The organism is bacterium, assembly GCA_030654305.1.
Classification (GTDB): domain Bacteria; phylum Krumholzibacteriota; class Krumholzibacteriia; order LZORAL124-64-63; family LZORAL124-64-63; genus PNOJ01.
Map to the genome: position 1 here is coordinate 1 of JAURXS010000258.1, position 3,692 is coordinate 3,692.

2 protein-coding genes are annotated in these 3,692 nt (G+C 70.4%); both read right to left on the reverse strand.

The features are described 5' to 3' along the window. On the reverse strand, window positions 1-291 hold a 291-nt coding region (locus Q7W29_07405; GenBank protein MDO9171639.1), incomplete at its 3' end, for a peptidase M64 N-terminal domain-containing protein. A 152-nt stretch (window positions 292-443) separates the two neighbouring features. Continuing rightward, the gene (locus Q7W29_07410) at window positions 444-3,431 is read right to left on the reverse strand and encodes a FlgD immunoglobulin-like domain containing protein (protein ID MDO9171640.1); all 2,988 of its coding nucleotides are present in this window, start codon (window positions 3,429-3,431) and stop codon (window positions 444-446) included. Window positions 3,432-3,692 lie beyond the last annotated feature (261 nt).

A 3,692-nucleotide genomic window follows, 5' to 3' on the forward strand; every position in this document is an offset into this window, starting at 1 on the left:
CGAGAAGATCACCTCGCCGGTGGCGACGTCCGTCGCGACCGCCAGGTAGCGCCCCAGGTCCAGGCAGTCGACCAGGTGCACGAGGTTGCCCGCCCAGGTCCCCTGGCGGTGCACGCGGTCCAGCGCGACAAACTCTTCCCCCGCGGCCCCGGTGTGGAAGTAGTCGACGCGCAGCGTCTCGTCGAGGAAGCGGTCGGCGAAGACCGGGGCGGTCTCCGCGGCGGACACGGCGCCGGCGACCGCAAGCAGGAGGAACAGCGCCGCGGTCGCGGCCGGGATCGTTCTCTTCATCGTTCGCATCTCCGGGTTGCGGGTTCGACCCCGATCGGATGGGACGTCGCCGTGCAAGATAGCACGGTTGGTCGGTTTCCGGCGCTTGTGAAGTGAGGGCCGCGATCCCCGGGGAGCGCGGCCCTGTCGAACGTCGGGACCCGGCCGGCGGTTCAGTGCACGACGCTGAGCTTGCGCGTCAGACTCTGATCGAGCCCGGGCCCGCGCACCTGCAAGGTCGCGAGGTACTGGCCGCTGGACAGAGGGCGGCCCTCGTCGTCGCGACCGTCCCAGCCCACGACGTGGCTTCCCGGTTCGATCTCGGTCCGCGTCACGGTCCGCACGCGGCGGCCCCTGAGGTCGTGGACGACCAGCTCGACCACCGATCGCACCGGCGTCGCGAACGCGAACACCGCGTCGCCGCTCACCGGGTTGGGCGAGGGCGGCGCAAAGCTGACCCGCGTCACGCCGCCGCCGTCGCCGACCGCGGTCGTGACGTCCTCGGGACAGTTCGCGCAGCCGGTGCGCGCCGGGTCGTAGCCGTACATCAGCCAGGTCCGGGAGGCGTATCCGGCGCTCTGGTTCACGTGGTAGGCGTAGAGCCGACTCGTGCCCAGGAAGACCAGTTCCGGCAGACCGTCGCCGTCAAGATCGCCCATGGCCGGCGTCTGGTAGACGCTGTCGGCCAGTTCCTTCGGCCAGCCGTCCAGCAGCGCGCTGAGGTTGCTCCAGGCCCAGGCCTTGTTGCCGCGGGCGCCGAAAACCACGTCGGCGGAGGTGCCGTCCTCGAGCATGCCCAGGATCGGCGAGCCGTAGATGAGCCAGCCGTCGCTGCCGACCGGGAAACCGGCCTGCTGGAGGCCGTCGTCCTTGAGCAGGTGCACGCTCCAGCTGCGGGCCGCCACCGCGACCTCGAGCTCGGGCATGCCCAGGCAGTTGGCGATCGCCGGCCGCGACAGCGGCGAGGCCGAAGCGGAGACGAAGGGCCAGGAGCCCGGCTGCTCGGTGCCGTTGCTGTTGACCGCATACAGGGTACCGTTGCTCGTCGGCACGAGCACCTCGGCATCGCCGTCGAGATCGAGGTCTCCGAGCGAGACGGCTTCCGATGGCGGCGCCGGCAACGTGCGCAGCTGGTTGCCGACCCCAGTGATGCGGTCGAACATCCAGACCGTGGAGCCGAACGTGCAGACGATCTCGGCGGCGGGATCGGCGTCGATGTTGCCGATCGCCGCCGGGTAGGAGGCGGCGCCGGTCAGGTTCCAACCCCACGGCGAAGGCACATGGGTGCCGTGCGAATCGAGGATGCGCAGGAAGGCGCCCCCGACCGCCACCACGCTGCGGGGGTAGGGGCCGCCGACGGCGCCGATCGAGACGAAGACCGGCGCCACGGCCGGCATCTGGTACGGCCAGCCGTCGCGCGGCGAGCCGTCCGGAGCGAAGGCGAAGACGCGGCCGTCGATCGTGCCGACCACGACCGACAGTTCGCCGGAAAGGTCCAGCGCGCCGACGGCGACCGGGCCCTCGGAAAGCGCGGCGCCGGTCGCGACCGGCCAGCCGGGCAGATCGGCGCCGGTGTTGTGGACCGCGTGGACCGCCCCGCCCGCGTCGGAGAAGACGATCTCGGCCAGTCCGTCGCCGTCGAGGTCCACGATCGCCGGATCGGAAATCGGCTCGGCGCTCAGGACGCGCGGGAAACCGTCGACGAGGTTCGGGTAGCCGGGGTCGCGGCGCCATTCCGCGTCGAACATGAGCGAGTCGGTACCGGCGGACACGAGTCTGGTCACGCTCTTGATCATCGCGATGCGCTGGTCGTGCGCGGGGTCGAGCGCCAGAGCGCAGTCCTGCGCCGCCGTGTAACCGCCGGAGTAGTCCGCGTCGGCGAATTCCTCCCACTGCGACCAACTCGTCGGCGCGGCCGCCGTCGCCCGCTGCACCGCGAAACCATCGAACCGGTTGCCGGCGAGCAGCCAGATGTTGTCCCCGGCCCGATGCTCGAGCTGTTCGGGGAACAACCCGCCGACGTTGATCGCGGAGGAGGGGAAGCTGAGACCCTGGTTCGTCGAGGCGAAGGTGCCCGGGTCCAGGATCAGGTATCCGGGGCTGTAGGGCGTGGCGCGGTCGTGCACCACGACAACCTCGTTGCCCGTCGAGGAGGCGGCGATCCGGGGCTGCCGCTCCCAGATCCCGTTCGTGGTCCCGCTCAGTGCGATGATGGTGTTCCAGGAACCGATGCCGCCGCCGCCGTAGCTCGAGGCTCGCCGGTGGCGCAGGGCCGCGTCGAAGCTGTCGTCGGCCGACCGGAACTCCCACACCACGTGGACGTAGCCTCCGAAGCCGTAGCTGACGTCCGCCTCCACGTATAGCAGGCCCGGGTTGGTCAGGGAGGCGATCTGGTAGGCCCCCTCGAAGGTGGCGCCGTAGTCGACACTGCGGGCATACCAGATGTCGGCGCCGGCCGCGTCGTAGCCGGTGGCGACCAGGTACAGGTAGTAATTGGCGAAGGACACGGCGTCGGTCGCGAAGCGCGGGCTGTCGAACGTCACGCCCGCCTGACTCATCACCGTGAGGTCCGTGGCGAAGGAACCCGCGGCGAGGCCCAGCGTCGACCAGGTCACGTGGACTTGGGAAATGCCGGCGGCGGGGATGGACAGCACGTAGGCCACGTAGCAGCGGTTCTGGTTGCCTTCGGCCACGCGCAGCCAGGGATCGGTCAGCGAGGCGTTCGAACCCGGAACGGTCAGCGTCGCCCACAGCGACCAATGACCGCCGCCATCGGTCGAGCGCAGGATCCGGATCTCGCTGGAGGTGCCGATGTCGGCCTCGACTGCCGCGTAGAGATCGCCGTTGGCGGCGATGTCGAGACTGACGTTGGTCAAATCGTCGCCGGATGCGTACGCCAGGACGTCGTCGCCGCCGACCACTTCGTAACGCAGATCCTTGTCCGCCCCCATCGGCGGGGACGGCTGTTCGTCCCGTGGTTCGCCGCGGCGGGGTCCCGAGATCATCGCATCGTCGGAGGGCAGGATGCTCGTGCCCACGCCGCCCCCCGGTGGCGTCGGCAGGAGCACCCGCTCGATCTGGCCGGCTAGTGCGGGCAGGGGCAGGGTGACCAACAGCAAGAGCGCAGCACGGACGTAACAACGCAGCAGCCGGCGGCACATGGCAAACCCCCTTGTCCAGTGCTGTGACCCACTGAGGGATCCGGGACAGGGCGCCGCCGGCCTGCAGCGGGAAGCGGGTACGATTCTACGTCTTCGGGGGGTCGACTTCAACACCGCCCGGCAGCTCGTACCAGGTGCCCTAGCGCTGCCCGCGACGGGCGAGCCGGCCCTCGGCGACCAAGCGCTGCAGGTGGGCCTTGACGGTGTTGCGGTTCGCGCCCGTCAGGGCCGTCGCCGAGCGCACCGTGACGCGGCCGTGCG

What these genes read in the sequence shown, in the direction of transcription:
- Q7W29_07410 (MDO9171640.1), bottom strand. Translation starts at nt 3,431, where the DNA reads ATGTGCCGCCGGCTGCTGCGTTGTTACGTCCGTGCTGCGCTCTTGCTG.